Origin of the sequence: Janthinobacterium longum (assembly GCF_051380735.1) — a bacterium.
Lineage (GTDB): Bacteria > Pseudomonadota > Gammaproteobacteria > Burkholderiales > Burkholderiaceae_D > Janthinobacterium.
Genome location: NZ_JBNYXQ010000012.1, coordinates 1 through 18,533, shown reverse-complemented (window position 1 = coordinate 18,533; position 18,533 = coordinate 1). Strand labels below are relative to the sequence as shown.

Below are 18,533 nucleotides of genomic sequence, written 5' to 3'. Positions count from 1 at the left end.
GCTATGCCGGTGATTGCTGGCCAGCCGGCGGCAGCGACCAGACATACTCCACTTCTTCGTCCACACCCGAGCAGGTGAGCAGCAGCTCGGCCGGTTCCGGCGACAGGGTGGCAATCTCATCCTGGAACGCCATCACCGCCTTCAGCATCTGCAGATGAAACTGCTTGTTGACACGCAGCTCGCCGATTTCCTGCCGCGCGATATTGACCAGGGCGAAGTCGCCCAGCGTCAGACTCCTGCCGCCATTGGCCGGCCACTGGCTCGCTTCCTTGAGGTCACCGTCGGCCAGCGCTTCCAGGAAATACTCAAGGCTGACCGTGTTCGATTCCTGCACTGCGCGTTGCGAGCTCGCTTTCGTATCGACGCATACCGACACGGCGCGCGATGCATGGTCATGGTAAAACGCAAACGTGTACACCGCGATATTGCGGGACTTGATTTCATCGATCGCTGCGCGCAGTATCGTGTGGAAAAATTCGGCCGCTGTGGACATGGTGAGCAAGGCTTTCTGGTAGGGAGTGAAGGCCGGAAGTATAGCCCAGGCGCCTGTGGCGCAGTGCGCCGCAAGGCAGGCCGATAGTGTACAGTCCGCATGTTTCCTTCAACGTCCAGGCACCTTTCATGCCACCTTTCATGTCACCTTTCATGCTCGTCAAACTGTTATCCACGATCTTGCTGGCGCTGCTGTCCGCCGGCGTGCAGGCAAGCACTGCTGCCACCGATCTGGTCGCCGCCGCCCGCAGCCAGGTCGGCGTGACCCTGTCTTACGATCCCCGCTACGTGCGCCTGTCGTATCCGGGTGGCGACGTGCCGCTCGACAGTGGGGTGTGCACCGACGTAGTGGTGCGCGCCTACCGCAAGCTGGGGGCCGACTTGCAGGTGCTGGTGCACCAGGACATGAGGCAGGCGTGGGATCTCTACCAGAAGAAGGGGCGCTGGCAGATGAAGGCGCCGGACCGCAATATCGACCATCGCCGCGTGCCGAATCTGGCGACGTTTTTCGGTCGCCACGGCAGCAGCTTGCCGGTCAGCCAGGATGGCGCCAGCTACAAGCCGGGCGATATTGTCACCTGGATGTTGCCGGGCAATCTTACCCATATCGGCATCGTCAGCGACCGGCAGGCCGCTGGCGGCGTGCCCCTGATCATTCATAATATCGGCGCCGGCGCGCGCGAAGAAAACATCCTGTTTGCCTATCGCGTTACCGGGCATTACCGCTGGCAGGGCAAATAATCAGGCTGGCAGGGGCTGCATATCCTGCAAGATGCCCAGCAGTATGCCGAGCGCCGCGTCGATATCGAGCGTATCGATGGCGCCAAAGCCCAGCAAGAGCCCCTTCCGGTTCGGCGCGCCGTGATAAAACGGCGCGATCGACTGCAGCCCCACGTCGGCCCGGCGTGCGATACGCAGCAATTGCGCTACATCAAGGGGCACATGGTCATGCACCAGCGCTGCTGCGTGAAAGCCAGCCGTCGCCGGCACCAGCGCAAACCACGGGGCCAGCGGGCCATCGAACCAGTGCCGCAGCCGCTCGCGCCTGCCCGCATACACGTCATGGCAGCGGCGTATATGGCGCAGCAAGTGGCCATCGTCAATAAAGCGTGCCAGCGCCAGCTGCATCAAGGTGGGCGCATGCCAGTCCGTCAGGTGCTTGACGGCCTGCACAGCGCGCACCAGCGCAGCGGGCATCACTACATAACCCATGCGTAATTCCGGCAGCATGGTCTTGGAAAAACTGCCCACATGGGCCACCAGGCCGTGGCGGTCCATGCTTTGCAGCGCGTCCGTGGGCCGGCCTTCGTAGCGGAAGGCGCTGTCATAATCGTCTTCGATAATAATCGCGCCCAACTGGCCCGCGCGCTCCAGCAGTGTTTGGCGGCGCGCCGTGTTCATCGGCATGCCCAGCGGGAACTGGTGGGTCGGCGTGGCATAGATCAGCCGCGTACCATCGGGTATCTGCGCCACGACCATGCCTTGCTCGTCCACTGCCACGCCCACCACGTGCGCACCCATGGCCTCGAACAACTGGCGCGCCATCGGGTAGCCAGGCTCTTCCACCACCACCACATCGCCCGGTTCCAGCAGGGTGTGCGCCAGCAGCGACAAGGCTTGCTGCGCGCCATTCGTGACGACGATCTGTTCGGGCGTGCACACGATGCCGCGGGTGAAGGCGGCGTGGCCGGCGATCGCCGTGCGCAGCGCAAGCAGCCCTGCCACCGGCGCGTAGTTGCCGCGCTCGCCGCGTTCCTGGCGCAATGCCGTCTGCACGCAGCGCCGCCATTCGTCGTGCGGAAACAGGGCGGGCGTCACGCGCCCGCCGATAAAGGCGTAGCGCGCAAGTTCGCTGCGCGGTCCGTGCGCCAGCGGCGGTGCCAGGGCTTCCCAGCGCGCCAGGCGAGCGCTGCTGGCAAGCAGGGCGTCGCCAGGGCGGAGCTGCGGTTTGGTTTGCGGCGTTTGCACAAAGCTGCCGACGCCGACCTTGCCCACCAGCAGTTGCTCGTAACCGAGCTTGTCATACACGTCCGATACGGTCTTGCGCGACAGCCCCAGCTGGCTGGCCAGCAGGCGCGAAGGCGGCAACTGCTGGCCATCGGGCAAGCGCCCGCTGCGTATTGCCTCGCTCAACTGGCGGTATAACTGGCCGCCCAGGTCGCGCCTGCCTTCCAGGCTGATATGTAATTCCATGGTGATGGTCTGCTGTTTTCTGTTGATATTGGCCTGCCGCAGCCCACCGCCGCGCTTCTACAATGATGCATCTTTTTTCACAAGGAGCATCATCATGACACAGCAACGTATCGACTTCCTGCAAGCTTCGCCCGACGCCGTCAAGGCCATGCGCGCGCTGGAAGCGGCCATCGCCGGGCTGGGCATTGAACATTCGCTGATGGAACTGATACGCCTGCGCGCCTCGCAGATCAATGGCTGCGCGTTTTGCGTCGACAAGCATACCAGCGACGCGCGCAAGGCCGGCGAAACCGAGCGCCGTTTGTATGCGGTTTCCGTCTGGCGCGAAACGCCGTTCTTTACCGCGCGCGAACGGGCGGTACTGGCCTGGACCGAAGCGCTGACGCTGATGGCGCAAGCCCATCCGTCGGACGACGCCTATGCAGCGCTGGCAGCCGAACTGACGCCGGCCGAGATGGTCAACGTGACACTCGCCATCGGCACCATCAATACCTGGAACCGGCTGGCGGTAGGTTTTGGCAAGATGCCTGTCTGAGGCTAACGTTCGTTTGCGTACAGACGACCTTACTGGCGCTGCTTAAGCTCATCCCACGATTTACCAGCCAGGAGCAGTCATGGAAGCACACGCCGACCAAACGCCGCAGCAGCAGGAAGAAGCACGCCGCGAATTCATCGCCGAACTATGGCGCCGTTTTGAAGCCCTGCAAGACTGGGCGGTGGGCCACTGGCCTGACCAGCAGCATCCATTGAGCTCGGCCGACTTCGTCGAGTCGCGCAAGGAAATCCTCGGCCTGCGCTCGCCGGCCGGGCCCTTGAACCAGCCCGCGCAACAGTCTGAAGCCGAGCCGGAGGATGGCGGCGCGCAGTACCGCGACGTCACGCCTGCGCCTTGGCCTTGAGGAAACCCTCATCGAAGGGCTGGGGTCGGACCCTGCAGGGTCCGACCCCGATCTTTGCCGCTGGGTTTTTACTTATACTTTCGCGTCAGCTTTTCCCTGCGCCAGCACCCAGCAAATCAGCGCTACCACCAGCCCACCCATCACGCCATACGCGAGATTGAGTGCGCTGTCGAACAGCAGCGGTGCGACCAGTCCGGATACCAGCGCGAACAGCAGCATCTGGATAAATGACTGCATCGACGACGCCAGGCCGCTGTTGTTGGGGAAGTGATTCAGCGCCATCAGGGTCATCGGCGGCATCGCCAGCGACAGCGCGAACGAGTAGAAGAACAGCGGCAGCACGGCCCACGGCACTTCGGCAGCAAAGAAGTAGTTGTAGACGATATTGACGGCGGCCGCCACCAGCATCAGGGCAAAGCCGGCCCACACCATCTGGCGCTGGCTGTAGCGATGAGCAATCTTGCTCGACAGCGCAGAACCGAACACCATGCCACTGATCAAAGGAATGAACAGCCAGGCAAACGCCGTTTCAGGCAGGTGCAGGATATTGATAATGAAGTAGGCGGCCGATCCGATATACAGGGCGAAGCCGCCGAAGGCCGCGCCGATGGCGGTAGACAGCAGCAGGAACTGGCGGTGGCACAGTACCTTCCAGTAATTGACGGCGATGCTGCCCAGGTGAAAAGCGTGGCGCTGTTGTTTCGGCAGGCTTTCCGGCAGCGCGCGCCAGACGACAACAAACATCAGCACACCGAAGGCAGTCAGGAACCAGAAGATCGCCCGCCAGCCCAGGCCCACCTGCAGCCAGCCGCCCAGCACCGGTGCAATCGCCGGCGCCAGTGCAAACACCATCATGATGTGCGAGAGGATTTTTTGTGCTTCGGCGCCCGAGTAGCGGTCCTGCACGATGGCGCGCCCGATCACGGAACCGGCGCCGGCCGACAGCCCTTGCAGTACGCGCCAGGCCAGCAGCCAAGCCAGCGACGGCGCCAGCGCGGCGCCGACCGAGGCGATCACATACAGCACCAGCGAGACCAGGATCACCGGGCGGCGGCCGAACGAGTCCGACAAGGTGCCGTAGAACAGCATCATGAAGGCAAAGCAAAACAGGAAAAAGCTCAGGGTCTGCTGCACCAGCAGGGGGCTGGCGTTAAAATCGGTGACGATGGCGGGGAAAGACGGCAGATAGGTATCAATGGCCAGCGGTCCGACCATCGCCAGGCCCGCCAGTATCCAGGTTAATAATTTAGTCATGTTCTACAGTGATTTTGTCAGTCCGCCATTTTACGCCAGCGGACACGATGTTGTTGGTGGGTGCGCTGGTTAGCCTGTCGATATCTGTTTTTCGCATATCGATGCATGATTTGCTTCCTTGGTTTGGCAGGCAGCAGCCGCTAAGCTTGGGCGACCCGGCGTGCGCGCCGTTTTCCTTGGAATGAACAGCCATGCACAGCATTGATATTTTGGCCGATACCGCAGTCGATACCGCAGCCGATACTGGGGCCAGCGTTGACGACACGGTCCAGTGGAATCTCGGACCCGTGATTGCGGCGCTGCGCTTGTCGCGCGAAGAAAAGCACAAGATCCGCCACAATGGCCGCGTGCGCGAACTGCCGTCGCGCGCGGCGTTGACCACCATCGTCAACGGTCTGTCGGCAGCGCTGTTTCCCACCCATTACGGGCGCCCCAATCTGACCGATGAAAGCATCGATTATTTTGTCGGCGACACGCTCAACACCACCCTCAACCGCCTGAGCGAGCAAGTGCGGCGTGGCCTGCTGTTTTCCGTGGTGCCTGGCGACGTGCACCTTGACGCCAGCGACGACGCGCTGGCATCAAAAGCGCGCGACATCACGCGCGCGTTTGCTGCCAGCCTGCCCGAGATTCGTGCACTGCTGGTATCCGACGTGCAGGCTGCCTACGCTGGCGACCCGGCGGCCACTTCCGTGGCCGAAATCATGCTGTGCTATCCCGGTACCATTGCCATTTTGTACCACCGCCTGGCGCACCGGCTGCACACGCTCGGCTCACCGTTCCTGGCGCGGCTGGTGGCCGACATCGCCCATACCCTGACCGGCATCGACATCCACCCTGGCGCGCAGATCGGCGCAAGCTTCTTTATCGACCATGGCACCGGCGTGGTGATCGGCGAGACCGCCGTTATCGGCGAGCGCGTGCGCCTGTACCAGGCCGTCACCCTGGGCGCCAAACGCTTTCCTGCCGACGCATCGGGCGTGCTGATCAAGGGTACGCCGCGCCACCCCATCGTCGAAGATGACGTGGTGATCTACGCCGGCGCCACGGTGCTGGGGCGCATCACGATCGGCGCAGGGTCGACGGTGGGCGGCAATGTGTGGCTGACGCACAGCGTGCCGGCGAACAGCAATGTGTCGCAGGCACACAGCCGACATGATTAATACCGGGGTCAGACCCGCCGGGTCTGACCCCAGCCTGCCGTTGCGTACAGTTTTCCAACGGATTTGCGTTGCGTTTAGCGCGCCATCGCCTCATAGCGCGCCACCGCCACGCCATCCTTCAGCAGCAGCAACTGCTGGCCGTCAAAGCGATAGCCATTGACTGTGCCCAGGCTTTTCAGCAGCCGCTTCTCCAGGTCCATGTCGTCTTTTTCGCAAGCCATCATGGTGCCGGCGAACTGCGAGAACGTCAAAGTGCTGCTGCCGTTGGTGCCGTAGGCGCCCATCATCTGGTTGCAGCCGCTATAGCCGCTGACACGGCCGTCGTTGAAGACGATAGTCACGTCGCGCTGGCGCGGCAGCGTGCGTTTCACTGCCTGGCCATTGAGCTGCTTGAGTTTCCAGGTGGTGCCGGCCAGTGGCGGCGCGGGTTTGGCCGGTGCGCTGGCGGCAGGCGCGCTGCTGGCCTGGCTGGCGGGCGGGTTTTGCGCGCAGCCGGCGATCAGCAGCGTGGCGGCAAGCACGGGCAGGGTGCGGGAAAATGTCAACATGGCGGTCCTTATCGTAAACAATGGCGGCAGATTAGCAGAAGTGTGCCGGGCAGGCGCGTACGCATGCCAGTGCATTTACGGTTTTTCACTGTCCAGGCGAGTGGCCAGCGCGTTGCGCGCGGCGGCGGCATAAGCGCGGCAGGCGCCAGCATCGACAAACGCGTCAACCCCTTTGTCGGCGCTGGCCGCCAGCCTTTGCCACAGCATTGATGCCTGCGGATGCGCCGACACCAGCACATCGCAGGGCAGCTTTTCCAGCAGCGCAAAACTATGCGAGAAGTCGTCCAGTACGTTCGGATATTCGCAGCTGGCGCTGAATTTGAAGCCGGGGCGCGATACGGCTTCCAGGCTGTCCGCATACACCATCTCCAGGCAGCGGCCGGCCTCGCACGATTGCCAGCTCCACGACATGCCGCCCGGCGTATGGCCGGCAGTAGCGTGGGCGGTGAGCTTGATTGGGCCGAGCGTGTAATGGCTGCCATCGCGCGCCAGACGCATGTCGGTCACGGGTGGAAATTTGGCGGCCGCATGGTATTGCGGATCGTCCGGCCCCACTTCGCCAGCCGCCAGGTCCAGCGCCGACGACGGGCTGGCGTAGACCAGCGCATCGCTGCGCCGCTGCAGTTCGGCCAGGCCGCCCGCATGCTCGGCATGGCCATGCGAATTCATGATCATCCTCACGTCCTCGATGCGAAAGCCCAGCGTGGCGATATTGGCGATAATGGTGCTGCTTGAGTCAGGCAGGCCGGCGTCGATCAGCACATGGCCTTCGCTTGACGTGATCAGCACCGAGCTGGCGTCCTGTGTGCCCACATAATAGGTGTTGGCAAACAGGCGGAACGGCGCCGGGTTTTGCGCCTGTGCCAGCAGCGGCGCGGCCAGCAGCACGGCAAGTACGCGGGGAAGGAGAGGGGGCATTGCGGTCCTTGTCAGTGGCCAGGGTAGCCCATGCTGACATGGAACGGGGCGCTGCGCAAATGCGGTGGTGTGTTATACATTGGCAAGCAGGTCTTGCAGCTTCATGCTTCGGCCCGGGTCTTGCCAGCAATTGGAGGCCGCCGCCGGGCACTGGCATTCAGCGCCTGGCCGGCTTGCGCGTCACACCAAGGATTGAGTACCAAGAGGACTTTCCATGAAGCAAATTCTTCCATATATCAGCGTTGGGCTGGACGAAGGAAACAGGTGCGTTATTGTCGTCGAGGATTATGAACTTTTCGACTTCATTGAAGACTTCCTTGGCGAAGAATGCGATTTGGCATACGAGTATCGAATCAGCAAGGAGCGACCGGGGGGAGAAATTATCACCATGTTTTTTCCACTCGGTGTCGCTCCTGAAATTATTGAAGCGAGCTTGGCGAACCTGTCCCCTGCAGAGGTCGAACGAGTATACAAGCTCAATAATTAAACCGTCGCCCAACTTTCCAACGCCTGCATTGGGGCGAATTCAGCTTGACGATGCAGCCACCGGATTTTCACCTTGCAAGCTGCTATGCTGGGTCGAACGGCCAGGTTCGGCCAGAAGCAGCCATTCGCGCCAACGTGACAAGGTGTGATTTTTCCCCCTTGGCAATTTGTTACTCTCTATTGCTTTTCATAACGACGAGCCCCTAGGGCATGACGTGACGGTATCGCATTGCGTCTACCTGTTTGTAAAAATTAGCAATATAATTAATCGAAGGCTCTGAATGTATATTGTTGCTCCCCTATTCTTTGTCGCAGGTGCTGCCCTGCTCGTTTTCGGTTTCAGGAAAAATAATCGAAAACTACTTACCTTCGCAGCATGTCTGTGGCTTGTCTCCGGCGCATGGGACGATTTCTCGGAAGGTTTTATAAATGGCGTGAACAACAACTCCCCAGCAGTGTCAGCTTCGCATGCCCCATAACGTGCGCGCCTCTTTAGCCAAGCAGGATATGTAGCTTGCCTGGCGTCCGTTTTCGGACAAGAGCGGTCGTTGGAACAAGTAAGTTCCCGATCAGGCTACTAGGAAAATAGCTAAAAAATGGATCATAAAACGGCGCAGACGCTGATGGCTGTCTACAAACGTATAGGCGAGGTCATGAACGAAGCGGATAGCATCATTCGGGCGCTGCCGGAGAACGAGCGGTCTGAGCATTTACGCGGCCTTGGTGACATGATGGGACACCTCTGGTTCAAGCTTCAGCTTCCGGTTGTTCGCGAGCACCGGGATCTGGATCCGGATGGCGATCGCTTCCAGAAAAAAACTAATCAAGAGCGATGAGGTATGGCTGCTTTGGGGTGACAGCTATCGGCCAAAAGCGGTCGTTCATCAAACTCCTCTTCATCGGGTTTTTGATACCAATTGATAGGCGTGCCAGCATGGCATAATCGCTAGCGATTATGCTCAGATAACTTTGCGTTAATTTCGAATTGTCTATATGACCAAGAACCGAGTTCCAATGTATCCACGGGATGGCGCCGCCTCATTTGAATTGCCCTCTAAAAAAGAAGGGACGATTCAGCGAATGATTCCACTTGGGGAGTTTGCCGAGATGTTCACTGAGGAAGAGACGTTTAAAGTTCAGAGTCCCGAATCAGTAGATCCCGCAAGAGCAAATCCGCATGCAATGTGGGTTACAGCAAAGATTGCAGATGTTGGATCGTCTTCTCCCATAGTGGCAAGGACACTTATCATGGCATATGACATGCTGAAAAGCCGTATTCCGTTAAGCGATCCTGAGAAGATAAGAAACGTGCTTCTGCTAATGCATAAGATCAAGAACAATCTTCTGCAATGCAGCCACTCCTCGGCCACTTACATTGAAGCTGAGAAAGAGCAAGCTGAGGTGTTTGCGAATACAGTTCAAGGAGGCGGCACCCGAGCGTACGCAAACTTCCCTGTCGTTCCCGAAATCGAATCAACGGTCACGAATTTCCTTATCTCCGCTCGGCGAATCATTACTGAGGTTTGCCAAATTCCTGTTCACTTTTGGGGCACGAAGCAAACTCATAGTTCACTCGACTATCTTCTCGACAAGGAATTGGTACCCCGTCTTGGCAACGAACACCGAATGGTCGTCTGGTTCAAAGAGAGAGCCGATATAATCAGAAGGATTATCGAGTTTCGAAACGGGCAAGAACATGGGACCACAACTAAGGGAGCAAAGCTCGTAATTAAGAATTTTGAGCTACTACCGACCAATGAAGTACATGTTCCTTTGTGGTATTTGGACGGACAAAGGCCCACTTCTATTGCTGAGGAGATGCCGATTATCGTAGAGGCCTTAGTTGAATTCGCAGAAACGATGTTAGTCGGCTGTATTGATGCGACCTTGCCTGATTTTCCACCGATGATGTTGGTGCAAGTAGAGCCCAAACCAGTGTGTCCTGTCCAGTACGAGCTCATCGTTGACGCTTCACGTCTAAAGTTTCCAACTGCGGAGCAGGAAGCTAAATAGGTATGCAGGTTGAGATCCGCATTTTTGTCATTGTCCTGCAAACGCGGCTTCGACGGTTGGGTAAGTCTTGGATCGAAGGCACTTCCATCTCAAGCGTTGAGAAATTCCAAAGTCCGCTTCGGGGCGGAAGCAGTCCTTCCTCAACACTGATGTGATGGCAGCCCCCGGCTGAGCGCTGGCGATGGAGTGGATGTGTATAGTCAAGCCGCCAGCGCGGCGGCGTTGCTTGTGATACTCACTTGCCGCCCTGCGTGGCTTGCCGGCAGGCGCGCGCCGTTGCCGAAAACCTTGTGGCGCAAGCTGCCCTCGTCGTACTGCGTGCGGTAGCGGCCGCGCCGCTGCAGTTCGGGCACGATATGTTCAACCACATCGGCCATGCTGTCGTGGGCGACGGCAAAAGCCAGGTTGAAGCCGTCGATGCCGGTATCAATCATCCAGCTTTCCAGCTGATCGGCCACCTGCCGCGCGTCGCCGACAATTACCGGGCCGCGGCCACCCAAGCCGATATACTGCGCCGCCTCGCGCACGGTCCAGGTCCGGCCAGGGTCGGCCTGGCTGAACGAGGCCAGCGCCGAACGGCCCGCTTCCGAATCGATATAGTCGATGGTAGCGTCCAGTGGGTAGCGTGAGAAGTCCACGCCGGTCCAGCCCGACAGCAGCACCAGCGCCGCTTCGATATCGATATGTTTGACGTAGTCGTCGTGCTTGGCACGGGCCTCGGCTTCGGTGGCGGCCGTGATGATCAGCGCCTGCGCATAGATGACCAGGCTGTCGCCATCGCGGCCGGCTTGGCGCACGGCGGCGCGCAAGTCGTCCGCATAGCGTTTCACCAACGTCTTGCTGGGACCACTGACAAAAGTCGCTTCCGCATGGCGCGCCGCAAAGCGCGTGCCGCGCGGCGACGTGCCGGCCTGGTACAGCAGCGGCGTGCGCTGCGGCGACGGTTCGCACAGGTGGATGCCGGGTACCTTGTAATGGCGGCCCACGTGGTTGATGGCATGCACGCGCGTGGGCTCGGCATAGATGCCGCGCGCCTTGTCGTTGACCACCGCATCGTCATCCCAGCTTTTTTCCCATAGCTTGTAGACCACGTCGAGATATTCGTCGGCCAGGTCATAGCGCTCGTCATGCCCTAACTGCTGGTCCAGCCCCAGGTTGCGCGCCGCACTGTCCAGATACCCGGTGACGATATTCCAGCCGATGCGCCCGCCGGTCAGATGATCGAGCGTGGAAATGCGCCGCGCGAACGTATATGGATGCTCGTAGGTGAGGGCACAGGTGACGCCGAAACCGAGGTGGGTGGTAGCCTGCGCCATCAGCGGCACCAGCGCCAGCGGGTCGTTCAGTGGCACTTGCACGCCGTGCGTCAGCGCCGCATCGAGGCTGCCCTGGTAGACGTCGTACACGCCGAGCACGTCAGCCAGGAACACCGCGTCGAACAGACCTTTTTCCAGCAGCTGCGCCAGTTCGGTCCAGTGGGCGGGGTCGGTGTAGCGGTGGCTGCGGTCGCGCGCATGGGTCCACAGCCCCGGCGACTGGTGGCCGACGGTGTTCATCTGGAAGGCGTTGAAGCGGATGGTTTTGCTCATTATTTCGATGCCGTTTGCAGCGCCTGCTGGTAGTCCGGTTTGACATAGCCGGCAAAGTGCTGGTTGGTGATGTCGAGGAATTCACGCGAGCGGTAAGCGGCCGCCAGGTCTTTTGCGAACTGCTTGTCCTTGTCGGCGGTGCGCACGGCCACCAGGTTGATGTAGTTGGGCGGGATTTTCTCGGCCAGCAGCGCTTCCGTCAGCTTCAGTCCCGAGGCCAGCGCGAAATTGCCGTTGATGAAGGAGTAGTCGGTGTCGCCCAGCGAGCGTGGCAGCTGCGCCGCTTCCAGCGGCAATATTTTGATTTTCTTGATGTTCACGGCGATATCCTTTTCGGAGGCGCGCACCGGGTCGATATTGTCGCGCAGCTTGACCCAGCCCAGTTGGTCGAGCAGCACCAGCGCGCGCGCCTGGTTGGTCGGATCGTTCGGCAGGCCGACGGTCGAGCCTTCCTTTACTTCAGACAGCGACTTGTGCTTCTTGCTGTACAGGGCGATCGGCGCCGTCGGCACCTGCACCAGGTCCGTCAGGGCCAGCTTGTGTTCGAGCGCGAACTTTTTCAGGTAGACGATATGCTGGAAGGCATTCGCGTCCAGCGAACCTTCGGCCAGCGCGAAGTTAGGCTGGATATAGTCGTTGAACTCGACCAGCCTGACCTTGTAGCCCTGCTTTTCCAGGATCGGCTTGATGCCCAGCTTGATCTGGTCCGCATACGGACCGGCGCTGGCGCCGATGGTGATGTCTTTCGGGTCTTTGGCGTGGGCCAGGCTGGTCGCCAGGGCGAGGCTCAATGCGCTGAGAACAAGGGTGCGGCGGGTCAGGGTCATGGCGGTGTCTCCGTGTGTTGGAAGGGTGTCAGGAATAGGCCGTCGGCTCGGGTACGGTCCCCGATAGCGCATAACGCCCCAGGTCGCGCAGCTTGTAGTCGACCGGGTCGTGCAGCGTGTGCACGCGCACGTTGCGCCAGTAGCGGTCAAAACCATAGCGGGTCGAGGTCGAGCGGGCGCCTGTCAGTTCGAACATCTGGCTGCTGATTTCCAGGCCCGCCTTGTGCGACAAAACTTTAGCTTCGGCCACGGCGATGGCCAGCTGGCCGCGTTCCTGCGCCGTCACCAGGGCACCCTTGCCGAACACCGTGTCGAGTTCCCGGGCGGCCAGGTCAGCCAGCACTTGCGCGGGGCGCAGCAGCAGCCATAGCTGGCCGTAGCGGTGCTGGACCAATGGATCGTCCGCCGCTTGCGCCACGCCGGAGGCAAACCAGGCTTTGGCCTGTTCGCTGGTATAGCTGCGGGCCGCCTCGAAAGCGCCTTCGGCGATGCCCAGGTAGAGATTGCTCATGATCAGTTGCGCGATCTGCGAGCGCACGGTGGCCTGTGGCGTGGCCGCTTGCGCGGGCGCCTGCAGCACCAGCTCCGCCGGCAGGGTCACCTTGTCGAAATGCACGTTGCCGCTGTCGGTCTGGCGCTGGCCGAATGCGCCCCAGTCCGGCTGCACGGTGATGCCTTGCTGGCGCGTGGGCAGGGCGGCGATCAGCGCCGTGTGCGTGGGTGCATGCCAGGCCGATACCGTCAGCCAGTCCGAGCCTACCGAGCCGGACGAAAAACTCTTGATGCCATCGAGAATAAAGCCGTCGCCGCTGTCGGTGGCGGTGACTCTTTTGTCGAGCGGATTGAGGGCATTGCCCCAGAACAGGCGCTCTTCCACCGTCAGTGTCAGCAAACGGCGCTGCTGCTGCGCGTTGCCATACAGCTGCAATCCCGCCAGCTGTAAATGGTGAAAACCGAAGACATGGGCCAGTGCGCTGTCGGCGCGTGCCAGGATGCGGATCACCTGGTACACCAGCGACCAGGAAGCCCCCTGGCCGCCGAACTGCCGGGGAATCGACAGGGTCAAGAGGCCCGATTCGCGTATCCATTCACGCTCTTCGGCCGCATGGCCGCCGGCCTGGTCGCGGACGGTGGCGGTGTCGGCCAGGCGTGCGGCAAGCGCAGTGGCGACGGCGATGGCGTCAGGTGGCGAGACAGGCGCTTGCGGCGCGGTGGCGTAGATAAAAGCAGCGGTCATGGCAGTCATTTCAGAAAATCGATGCAGCCAGTATTGCATCGGAATTGAAGCGCCGTACACGAAGAAAAGCGCGCATGGATATGCAAAAAAATATGATCTGGATGATTGCAGAAGTGCTCCGGGGCGTGGTGGCGCTTTAGTCGGAAAACACATATCGAAGCGCGAAAGCATTCGTTTTATCCGCTCGTTGATGGCGATAGGCTGCACACATATCCAGCAACGCCTATCGACAACCTTCAGGGGACGGACATCACATGAGTATCCTTTTACTGGGCGGCAGCCCGCACATACCTTCCAGCTCCAGCCGCCTGCTGCTGCATATCGGCGAACAGCTGGCGCTGCATGGCCACAGCTATCGCAAGCTCGATGTACGCGACCTGCCGGCGCGTGCGCTGCTGCAGGCCGACTACAGCGATCTTGAGATCGCCAGCGCCGTGCGCGCTGTGGCCGAAGCGGACGCCATCGTGATCGCCACCCCTATTTACAAGGCGTCGTACACGGGCCTGCTGAAAGCCTTCCTTGACCTGCTGCCGCAGGACGGCCTGGCCGGCAAGCTGGTGCTGCCGCTGGCCACCGGTGGCGGCCACGCCCACACCCTGGCGCTCGACTATGCGCTGCGGCCGGTGCTGCACGCGCTGGGCGCCAAGCAGGTGTTTACCAGTATCTACGCCAATGCGCAGCAGCTGGACTGGCATGAAGAGCGTGGCCTGAGCCTGGACGCGGCTATCGAACTGCGGGTGCAGGCCGGTATTGCCGAAGTGTCGGCCGGCCTGTTCATCCTGCAGGGCGCGCGCCTGCCGCTTGCAGTCAACGATGTAGCCCCAGCACACGGGCGCTCGCTGCAGCAGCAACCGTACACACCCTCTTTGCAAACCGCCTGATACACCATTTTCAATTCACAGGAAACCGCCATGACCGATCGCCAGAAGAAACGCCTATCCCGCCGCACTACCGTGGGCTTGCTGTTTGCCACCGTTGCCGGTGTCATGGCGGCCGGCATGCCAGCCATGGTGCAGGCGCAAGCCAGGGCCGAGGTGCGTATCGGTTACCAGAAATACGGCACCTTGACCCTGCTGAAAGGCCGCGGCACCCTTGAAAAGCGCCTGGCCGAGCAGGACGTGGGCGTGAAATGGACAGAATTTCCGGCCGGCCCGGTGCTGCTCGAAGGCCTGAACGTGGGCAGTATCGACTTCGGCACCGTCGGCGAAGCGCCGCCGATCTTCGCGCAGGCGGCCGGCGCCAATCTGGTCTACGTAGGCAATGAACCACCGTCGCCGGCCAGCGAAGCGATCGTCGTGCCGAAGGGGTCCTCCTTGCGTACCCTGGCCGATTTGAAGGGCAAGAAAATCGCCCTGAACAAGGGCTCGAACGTGCATTACCTGCTGCTGAAAGCGTTGGAAAAGGCCGGCGTGGCCTACGCCGATATCCAGCCCGTATTCCTGCCGCCGGCCGATGCGCGCGCCGCTTTCGAGCGCGGCAGCGTCGACGCCTGGGTCATATGGGACCCGTTCCTGGCGGCCGCCGAAAAACAGATTGGTGCGCGCGTGCTGGCCGACGGCAAGGGCCTGGTGGCGAACTACCAGTTCTACCTGGCTTCGCGCACCTATGCTGAAAAAAATCCCGAGATCCTGCGCATCGTGCTGGACGAAGTGGCCAAGGTCGATGACTGGGGCCGCAACAACCCGGACGAAGTGGCGACCATTCTGTCGGCCCAGACGGGCTTGAGCAAGGATGTCGTGGCGCTGGCCGCCTCGCGCTATGCCTACGGCGTCAAGCCGGTGTCGGTCGACGTGATCGCGGCCCAGCAAAAGGTGGCCGACGCGTTTTCCAACCTGAAGCTGATCCCCAAACCGATCGTTGTCAAGGACGCGCTGCTGCCGGCCAGGCAAGTCGCCAACAAATAAACCAACACAGATAGAGCACACCATGTCATTGAATATTTTCTGGTTCATTCCTACCCACGGCGACAGCCGCTACCTGGGTACTTCGCAAGGCGCGCGCGCCGTCGATGCCGACTACCTGCGCCAGGTGGCGGTGGCCGCCGATACGCTGGGCTATGACGGCGTGCTGCTGCCGACCGGCCGCTCCTGCGAAGACGCATGGGTGGTGGCGTCTTCGCTGATCAGCGTGACGCAAAAGCTCAAATTCCTGGTCGCCGTACGCCCCGGCCTGTCGACACCGGGCCTGGCCGTGCGCATGGCCTCTACTTTTGATCGTTTGTCGAATGGTCGCCTGTTGATCAATGTGGTCACCGGCGGCGACCAGGGCGAACTGGAAGCGGACGGCCTGTTCGCCGACCATGCCAGGCGCTATGAAATCTCGGACGAATTCATCAAGGTCTGGCGCGCCACCCTGGCCGGCGAGGGTGGTGCGGCTGGCTACGATTTCGAGGGCAAGCATATCCAGGTCAAGGGTTCCAGGACCCTGTATCCGCCGGTGCAAAAACCGTATCCGCCGCTGTATTTCGGCGGCTCGTCCGAACCTGCGCACGAGCTGGCAGCCGAGCAGATGGACGTCTACCTGACCTGGGGCGAGCCGCCGGCTGCGGTGGCCGAAAAGATCGCCGACATACGCGCGCGCGCTGCCCGCCACGGGCGAACTGTGCGCTTCGGCATCCGCCTGCACGTGATCGTGCGCGAAACCAGCGAACTGGCCTGGCGCGCGGCCGATGAACTGATCAGCCACCTGGACGACGAGGTCATCGCCAAGGCGCAGGCGGCGTTTTCGAAAATGGATTCGGTTGGCCAACAGCGCATGGCGGCCCTGCATGGCGGCAACCGTGACAAGCTCGAAGTGTCGCCGAACCTGTGGGCCGGCGTGGGCCTGGTGCGCGGCGGCGCCGGCACGGCCCTGGTGGGCGACGCCGAAACGGTGGTGGCACGCATCAAGGAGTACGCCGACCTGGGCATCGACACCTTTATTTTCTCGGGCTATCCGCACCTGGAAGAATCATACCGCTTTGCCGAACTGGTGTTCCCGCTGCTGGGCAAGGGCAAGGCCATCGGCGAGCAGTCCCTTTCCGGCCCGTTCGGCGAAGTCATGGCCAGCAATATCGTGCCGGCGGCAAGCCAGAAAAAGGCGGCCTGAGATGGCGGCGGCGACCATCAGGAGCAAGGACAAGGGCGCGCCCACTCCATGGCGCGACAACCTGGCACCGTGGGCCTTGCCGGTGGTGCTGCTGCTGGGCTGGCAATTGGCTTCGCAGCTGGGCTGGCTGTCGAGCCGTATCCTGCCCGAGCCGTGGGCAGTGGCAAAAGCCTTCTGGACGCTGGCCGTTTCGGGTGAATTGTGGCTGCATCTGAAAACCAGTTTGTGGCGGGCCAGCGTCGGTTTTGGCGTGGGCGCCGGCCTGGGCCTGTTGCTGGGTCTGTTGACGGGCAGCTTTCGCCATGCCGAAACGCTGCTCGACACCACCTTGCAGATGGTGCGCAATATCCCGGCGCTGGCCCTGATACCGCTGGTGATCCTGTGGTTCGGCATCGACGAAACGGCCAAGCTGTTCCTGCTGGCCGTTGGCGTGTTCTTTCCGGTATATCTGAACACCTTCCACGGCATCCGCTCGGCCGACCAGGGCCTGATCGAAATGGCCAGGAGCTATGGCTTGTCGGGCTGGCCGTTGTACCGCGACGTGATCCTGCCGGCCGCCATGCCGTCGATTCTGGTCGGCGTGCGCTTTTCGCTGGGCCTGGTCTGGGTGCTGCTGATCGTCGCCGAAACCATCTCGGCGCAGGCCGGCATCGGCTACATGACCATGAATGCGCGTGAATTCCTGCAAACCGACGTCGTCCTGGTCGGCATCCTGCTGTACGCCTTGCTGGGCAAGGCCGCCGACCTGTTCTCGCGCAAGCTGGAACGTCATTGCCTGCGCTGGAATCCAGCCTACCGATAAGAAGGAATCATTATGCTGTTAGCGCCAATCCAGATTGAAACGGATTTGTTTGCCCACTACGCACAGGACGACGCTGTTCCTCCCGTGCGCGCCAGGGTGGCGCCACTGGCGCCGCTTGAACGTAGCGGCGTGCCGCTGTCGCTCGATAATCTGAGCAAGTCCTACACCACGCGCCCGGTGCTGAAAAACGTCGACCTGAAACTGGGCGCCGGTGAATTCGTCGCCATCGTCGGGCGCAGTGGCTGCGGCAAGAGTACCTTGCTGCGCTCGATCGCCGGCCTGGAAAGCATCGATCAGGGCACCATCACGGTCGGATCGGGGAAAACCGCACCCGATATCCGCATCATGTTCCAGGAAGCGCGGCTGCTGCCGTGGAAAACCGTACTGGAAAACGTGGCCCTCGGTTTGCCGCGTGGCGTGGGCGCTGCTGCCGCCTCGCTGTGGACGGTGGGCCTGGCCGAGCGTGCCGACGAATGGCCGGCGGCCCTGTCGGGCGGCCAGAAACAGCGCGTGGCGCTGGCGCGTGCGCTGGTGCATGAGCCGCAACTGCTGCTGCTGGACGAACCGCTGGGGGCACTCGATGCGCTGACCCGCATCGAGATGCAGCAGCTGATCGAGTCATTGTGGCTGGCGCGCGGCTTTACGGCCGTGCTGGTGACGCACGACGTGGCCGAGGCGGTGGCGCTGGCTGACAGGGTGCTGCTGATTGAAGATGGTCAGATTACGCTGGACGTGCAGGTTGATTTGCCGCGCCCCCGTCAACGGGGCAGTGCGGCATTTGCGGCACTGGAGCAGGCTATTCTTGGGCGGGTGCTGCGGCCACAGGCGCTGGCGAAGACCCCGGTGCCCTTAAGTGAGCCGCATAATTAACCCGAAAGCCAGATTCCGGGGTCAGACCCGCCGGGTCTGACCCTAATGCCGTTAAGTTAAGCCTTTCGATTCAAGACAGATTGTAAACAGCGGCAAATAATGTTAACTTTCGGGCAGTTATGGACTCTACTGCCTTTTTACTTGCCGCTGACCTA

General features: G+C 61.3%; 20 protein-coding genes. 12 read left to right on the top strand and 8 right to left on the bottom strand.

Annotation, left to right across the window (positions count from 1 at the left end):
• Nucleotide 1: 1 nt before the first annotated feature.
• Entirely contained in the window at nt 2–493 is a 492-nt protein-coding gene (locus tag ACQ4WM_RS22355; protein ID WP_436548855.1) for a hypothetical protein, read from the bottom strand.
• Nucleotides 494–645: 152 nt separating this feature from the next.
• Between ACQ4WM_RS22355 and ACQ4WM_RS22350 the strand changes: the two genes are divergently transcribed.
• Nucleotides 646–1,233 carry a DUF1287 domain-containing protein gene (locus ACQ4WM_RS22350; protein WP_436548854.1) on the top strand — a complete coding sequence of 196 codons (588 nt, stop codon included), beginning with the start codon at nt 646–648 and terminating at the stop codon, nt 1,231–1,233.
• Here the strand turns inward: ACQ4WM_RS22350 and pdxR are convergent, their stop codons facing one another.
• Entirely contained in the window at nt 1,234–2,685 is a 1,452-nt protein-coding gene (gene pdxR, locus ACQ4WM_RS22345) for a MocR-like pyridoxine biosynthesis transcription factor PdxR (protein WP_436548853.1), read from the bottom strand. It abuts the gene before it with no gap.
• Nucleotides 2,686–2,779: 94 nt separating this feature from the next.
• On the opposite strand from pdxR, the gene ACQ4WM_RS22340 reads away from it, so the two are divergent.
• Both ACQ4WM_RS22340 and ACQ4WM_RS22335 read left to right on the top strand, forming a co-directional pair.
• Nucleotides 2,780–3,220 (top strand): carboxymuconolactone decarboxylase family protein, encoded by a 441-nt coding sequence (locus ACQ4WM_RS22340; protein ID WP_436548852.1) that lies wholly within the window; start codon nt 2,780–2,782, stop codon nt 3,218–3,220.
• Between the two features lie 79 nt (nt 3,221–3,299).
• Nucleotides 3,300–3,584, top strand: a complete 285-nt coding sequence (locus ACQ4WM_RS22335) for a hypothetical protein (protein ID WP_436548851.1) — start codon at nt 3,300–3,302, stop codon at nt 3,582–3,584.
• Between the two features lie 72 nt (nt 3,585–3,656).
• Here the strand turns inward: ACQ4WM_RS22335 and ACQ4WM_RS22330 are convergent, their stop codons facing one another.
• The gene (locus tag ACQ4WM_RS22330) at nt 3,657–4,838 is read right to left on the bottom strand and encodes a multidrug effflux MFS transporter (protein WP_436548850.1); all 1,182 of its coding nucleotides are present in this window, start codon (nt 4,836–4,838) and stop codon (nt 3,657–3,659) included.
• A gap of 191 nt (nt 4,839–5,029) precedes the next feature.
• Here ACQ4WM_RS22330 and epsC point away from each other — a divergent pair, with 191 nt between their 5' ends.
• Complete coding sequence (gene epsC, locus ACQ4WM_RS22325; protein ID WP_436548849.1) at nt 5,030–6,001, top strand: serine O-acetyltransferase EpsC; 972 nt, start codon at nt 5,030–5,032, stop codon at nt 5,999–6,001.
• 74 nt (nt 6,002–6,075) lie between these two features.
• Here epsC and ACQ4WM_RS22320 read toward each other — a convergent pair whose 3' ends face one another.
• Nucleotides 6,076–6,549, bottom strand: coding sequence for an META domain-containing protein (locus tag ACQ4WM_RS22320; protein WP_436548848.1), 474 nt, complete (start codon nt 6,547–6,549; stop codon nt 6,076–6,078).
• Between the two features lie 75 nt (nt 6,550–6,624).
• Nucleotides 6,625–7,467, bottom strand: a complete 843-nt coding sequence (bla, locus tag ACQ4WM_RS22315; protein ID WP_436548847.1) for a subclass B3 metallo-beta-lactamase — start codon at nt 7,465–7,467, stop codon at nt 6,625–6,627.
• A gap of 214 nt (nt 7,468–7,681) precedes the next feature.
• Between bla and ACQ4WM_RS22310 the strand changes: the two genes are divergently transcribed.
• The 3 genes from ACQ4WM_RS22310 to ACQ4WM_RS22300 all read left to right on the top strand — a co-directional run bounded on the left by ACQ4WM_RS22310 (nt 7,682) and on the right by ACQ4WM_RS22300 (nt 9,966).
• A complete protein-coding gene (locus ACQ4WM_RS22310) occupies nt 7,682–7,954 on the top strand; it encodes a hypothetical protein (protein ID WP_436548846.1) in 273 nt (90 codons plus the stop codon).
• A 595-nt stretch (nt 7,955–8,549) separates the two neighbouring features.
• Nucleotides 8,550–8,789, top strand: a complete 240-nt coding sequence (locus tag ACQ4WM_RS22305; protein WP_436548845.1) for a hypothetical protein — start codon at nt 8,550–8,552, stop codon at nt 8,787–8,789.
• Nucleotides 8,790–8,946: 157 nt separating this feature from the next.
• Nucleotides 8,947–9,966, top strand: coding sequence for a hypothetical protein (locus tag ACQ4WM_RS22300; RefSeq protein WP_436548844.1), 1,020 nt, complete (start codon nt 8,947–8,949; stop codon nt 9,964–9,966).
• A 200-nt stretch (nt 9,967–10,166) separates the two neighbouring features.
• On the opposite strand, the gene ACQ4WM_RS22295 is transcribed toward ACQ4WM_RS22300, so the two are convergent.
• Genes ACQ4WM_RS22295 through ACQ4WM_RS22285 form a run of 3 tightly spaced genes read right to left on the bottom strand, consistent with a single transcriptional unit; the run spans nt 10,167 to nt 13,619 of the window.
• Nucleotides 10,167–11,555, bottom strand: a complete 1,389-nt coding sequence (locus ACQ4WM_RS22295; RefSeq protein ID WP_436548843.1) for an LLM class flavin-dependent oxidoreductase — start codon at nt 11,553–11,555, stop codon at nt 10,167–10,169.
• Nucleotides 11,555–12,382 carry a MetQ/NlpA family ABC transporter substrate-binding protein gene (locus tag ACQ4WM_RS22290; RefSeq protein WP_436548842.1) on the bottom strand — a complete coding sequence of 276 codons (828 nt, stop codon included), beginning with the start codon at nt 12,380–12,382 and terminating at the stop codon, nt 11,555–11,557. The genes ACQ4WM_RS22295 and ACQ4WM_RS22290 overlap by 1 nt, the downstream gene beginning before the upstream one ends.
• 28 nt (nt 12,383–12,410) lie before the next feature.
• On the bottom strand, nt 12,411–13,619 hold the full coding sequence (locus tag ACQ4WM_RS22285) for an acyl-CoA dehydrogenase family protein (RefSeq protein ID WP_436548841.1): 1,209 nt from the start codon (nt 13,617–13,619) through the stop codon (nt 12,411–12,413).
• 254 nt (nt 13,620–13,873) lie between these two features.
• On the opposite strand from ACQ4WM_RS22285, the gene ssuE reads away from it, so the two are divergent.
• The 5 genes from ssuE to ACQ4WM_RS22260 are packed head-to-tail and all read left to right on the top strand — an operon-like array spanning nt 13,874 to nt 18,378.
• Nucleotides 13,874–14,500 (top strand): NADPH-dependent FMN reductase, encoded by a 627-nt coding sequence (gene ssuE / locus ACQ4WM_RS22280; protein ID WP_436548840.1) that lies wholly within the window; start codon nt 13,874–13,876, stop codon nt 14,498–14,500.
• A gap of 30 nt (nt 14,501–14,530) precedes the next feature.
• Complete coding sequence (locus ACQ4WM_RS22275; protein ID WP_436548839.1) at nt 14,531–15,523, top strand: sulfonate ABC transporter substrate-binding protein; 993 nt, start codon at nt 14,531–14,533, stop codon at nt 15,521–15,523.
• Nucleotides 15,524–15,545: 22 nt separating this feature from the next.
• On the top strand, nt 15,546–16,706 hold the full coding sequence (gene ssuD / locus ACQ4WM_RS22270; RefSeq protein ID WP_436548838.1) for an FMNH2-dependent alkanesulfonate monooxygenase: 1,161 nt from the start codon (nt 15,546–15,548) through the stop codon (nt 16,704–16,706).
• Nucleotide 16,707: 1 nt separating this feature from the next.
• Entirely contained in the window at nt 16,708–17,508 is an 801-nt protein-coding gene (gene ssuC / locus ACQ4WM_RS22265) for an aliphatic sulfonate ABC transporter permease SsuC (RefSeq protein WP_436548837.1), read from the top strand.
• Between the two features lie 12 nt (nt 17,509–17,520).
• A complete protein-coding gene (locus ACQ4WM_RS22260; protein ID WP_436548836.1) occupies nt 17,521–18,378 on the top strand; it encodes an ATP-binding cassette domain-containing protein in 858 nt (285 codons plus the stop codon).
• Nucleotides 18,379–18,533: the final 155 nt, after the last annotated feature.

Bases quoted from the DNA above. Each gene is read 5' to 3' on its own strand.
- ACQ4WM_RS22355 (WP_436548855.1), bottom strand. From the start codon at position 493: ATGTCCACAGCGGCCGAATTTTTCCACACGATACTGCGCGCAGCGATC.
- ACQ4WM_RS22350 (WP_436548854.1), top strand. From the start codon at position 646: ATGCTCGTCAAACTGTTATCCACGATCTTGCTGGCGCTGCTGTCCGCC.
- pdxR (WP_436548853.1), bottom strand. From the start codon at position 2,685: ATGGAATTACATATCAGCCTGGAAGGCAGGCGCGACCTGGGCGGCCAG.
- ACQ4WM_RS22340 (WP_436548852.1), top strand. From the start codon at position 2,780: ATGACACAGCAACGTATCGACTTCCTGCAAGCTTCGCCCGACGCCGTC.
- ACQ4WM_RS22335 (WP_436548851.1), top strand. From the start codon at position 3,300: ATGGAAGCACACGCCGACCAAACGCCGCAGCAGCAGGAAGAAGCACGC.
- ACQ4WM_RS22330 (WP_436548850.1), bottom strand. From the start codon at position 4,838: ATGACTAAATTATTAACCTGGATACTGGCGGGCCTGGCGATGGTCGGA.
- epsC (WP_436548849.1), top strand. From the start codon at position 5,030: ATGCACAGCATTGATATTTTGGCCGATACCGCAGTCGATACCGCAGCC.
- ACQ4WM_RS22320 (WP_436548848.1), bottom strand. From the start codon at position 6,549: ATGTTGACATTTTCCCGCACCCTGCCCGTGCTTGCCGCCACGCTGCTG.
- bla (WP_436548847.1), bottom strand. From the start codon at position 7,467: ATGCCCCCTCTCCTTCCCCGCGTACTTGCCGTGCTGCTGGCCGCGCCG.
- ACQ4WM_RS22310 (WP_436548846.1), top strand. From the start codon at position 7,682: ATGAAGCAAATTCTTCCATATATCAGCGTTGGGCTGGACGAAGGAAAC.
- ACQ4WM_RS22305 (WP_436548845.1), top strand. From the start codon at position 8,550: ATGGATCATAAAACGGCGCAGACGCTGATGGCTGTCTACAAACGTATA.
- ACQ4WM_RS22300 (WP_436548844.1), top strand. From the start codon at position 8,947: ATGACCAAGAACCGAGTTCCAATGTATCCACGGGATGGCGCCGCCTCA.
- ACQ4WM_RS22295 (WP_436548843.1), bottom strand. From the start codon at position 11,555: ATGAGCAAAACCATCCGCTTCAACGCCTTCCAGATGAACACCGTCGGC.
- ACQ4WM_RS22290 (WP_436548842.1), bottom strand. From the start codon at position 12,382: ATGACCCTGACCCGCCGCACCCTTGTTCTCAGCGCATTGAGCCTCGCC.
- ACQ4WM_RS22285 (WP_436548841.1), bottom strand. From the start codon at position 13,619: ATGACCGCTGCTTTTATCTACGCCACCGCGCCGCAAGCGCCTGTCTCG.
- ssuE (WP_436548840.1), top strand. From the start codon at position 13,874: ATGAGTATCCTTTTACTGGGCGGCAGCCCGCACATACCTTCCAGCTCC.
- ACQ4WM_RS22275 (WP_436548839.1), top strand. From the start codon at position 14,531: ATGACCGATCGCCAGAAGAAACGCCTATCCCGCCGCACTACCGTGGGC.
- ssuD (WP_436548838.1), top strand. From the start codon at position 15,546: ATGTCATTGAATATTTTCTGGTTCATTCCTACCCACGGCGACAGCCGC.
- ssuC (WP_436548837.1), top strand. From the start codon at position 16,708: ATGGCGGCGGCGACCATCAGGAGCAAGGACAAGGGCGCGCCCACTCCA.
- ACQ4WM_RS22260 (WP_436548836.1), top strand. From the start codon at position 17,521: ATGCTGTTAGCGCCAATCCAGATTGAAACGGATTTGTTTGCCCACTAC.